This is a genomic window from Streptococcus sp. GMD4S (assembly GCF_000296955.1).
Genome location: NZ_AJRE01000178.1, coordinates 1 through 1,986, shown reverse-complemented (window position 1 = coordinate 1,986; position 1,986 = coordinate 1). Strand labels below are relative to the sequence as shown.

The window sequence follows — 1,986 nt, the reverse complement described above, 5'->3', positions numbered from 1 at the left end:
TGAAGGGAAATTGCTCACGAAACTCATCTGGAGTTTTAGCACGGCCACCCTTGTAGTCTGCATACATCTCTGTTCGGAAAGTCGTCTTGCCTGCATCAAAGGCTACCAAAACATGACTGGGCTCAACCCGCTCCAAGACATGATTCAACATGAGTTGAAAGCCATAGATTGCATTGGTATGAAGGCCATTAGCATTTTTAAAACGATCCAACTGCTGATAGAGCGCAAAAAAAGCTCGAAAAGCAACAGAAGATCCATCAATTAATAATAATTTTTTCTTGTTCATACACCCATTATAAAGGAAAGCAAGGAAAAATACCATCGGAAAGAGCTGAAAAACGTGGACTTGTCCCTATTTCACCATAAAAAAGAAAAGGACTATTCAAATCCTTTTCTTTTATTGATTTCATGCGATTTATTTGTTCAATTTTCTCTTTGCAAATGGTAGCAAACCAAGAAGGAGACCAATAAATCCTAGCGATGCAACTGCTGAAGCATCTTGGCTTCCTGTATTTGGAAGGAGTTGCTCATCTGTTGCTGCAGGCGCTTTGTAGGTACGATCTTGTTCAGTTCCAAAAGTAGGGCTTGTAGCCAAAGGAGCTACACTGCCAGTGTATTCTGGAACTTCGTTTACTGCTGGTTCAATCTTTTCAGCGTAGGCTGGAATATTGGCTACTGCTGGAGCACCACTTTCTGCATAAACTGGGACATTCGCTACTGCTGGAGCACCGCTTTCTGCATAAACTGGAACAGTCGCTACTGCCGGAGCACCACTTTCTGCATAAACTGGAACATTTGCTAGGGCTGGGGCACCGCTTTCTGCATAGGCTGGAACATTCGCTACGGCTGGTGCGCCACTTTCTGCATAAGGCAGAGCATTGTTTACTATTGGGGCACCGCTTTCTCCGTAAGCTGGAACGTTCGCTACGACTGGTGCGCCACTTTCTGCATAGGCTGGGAGTTCATTTACAGCAGCTTCTACCGCATTTGCACCTTTGTTGTATTCTGGCAACTCTGCAGTTGCAGCTTCCACTGCGTTCACCCCACCTTTAAAGTCTTCAATTTCAAGAACAGCCGACATGACACTACTTAGAGACTTAATAGCATCCTCATAGTCTACTAAAGCTTGTTGCAAGTCTTTTACTTGACTATTCTTGTCACCAGAAACTTGTAAACTTGATAATTGCGCTTTAATCTTAGCAACTTGCTCTTCTAATTTACTTAGCTCAAGTTTTTTCGCATTACTATTTTCTTCTGCCGCTTCCTTATCTGCCGCAGCGAGTTTTGCTTGGTCCTGGTCAGAAAGTTGAGATTGAGTTTTTGCTTCGGCCGGTGTCACCTGATCACTATCTTCTGCCAAAAAATCTGCCAACAAGTCTGAGGCATCAATGTCGCCTTCTTCAATGGCTTTCAAGATAGCATCCTTGCCAATCACTTCTTTAGCTGCCTTAATCGCAGCTTCCTTATCAGTGATAGTGGCATCCTTGTTGATATCATCGATGGTTGATTTTTCAATTTTTTCTAAGGTAGCGATTAAATCTGAGCGAACTTTGGCTGCCTCTTCCGCCGCTTCCTTGTCCGCTGCAGCCAGTTTAGCTTGGTCCTGACTTGAGAAATCTTCTTGGCTCATCTCTTCGACCGGTGTCACCTGATCACTGTCTTCTGCTAAGAAATCGTCTAACAAGTCGGACGCTTCGATGTCACCTTCTTCAATGGCTTTCAGGATAGCATCTTTGCCAATCACTTCTTTAGCTGCCTTAATCGCCGCTTCCTTATCAGTGATAGTGGCGTCTTTGTTGATGTCTTCGATGGTTGATTTTTCGATTCCTTCAAGAGTTGAAAGCAATTCTGAGCGAACTTTGGCTGCCTCTTCTGCTGCTTCCTTGTCGGCTGCAGCCAGTTTAGCTTGGTCTTGACTTGAGAAATCTTCTTGGCTCTTCACTTCGGCCGGTGTCACCTGATCGCTGTCTTCTGCCAAGAAATCAT

The 1,986-nt window shown here is 44.3% G+C and carries 1 protein-coding gene and 1 pseudogene; both read right to left on the bottom strand.

Going from position 1 to position 1,986, the window contains the following annotated elements; all coding sequences use genetic code 11:
- A pseudogene (locus GMD4S_RS08350) lies at positions 1–286 on the bottom strand (5'-3' exonuclease H3TH domain-containing protein); the annotation flags it as partial.
- Positions 287–415: 129 nt separating this feature from the next.
- A partial coding sequence (locus GMD4S_RS08345; RefSeq protein WP_001184981.1) for an SIALI-17 repeat-containing surface protein occupies positions 416–1,986 on the bottom strand: 1,571 nt, incomplete at its 5' end.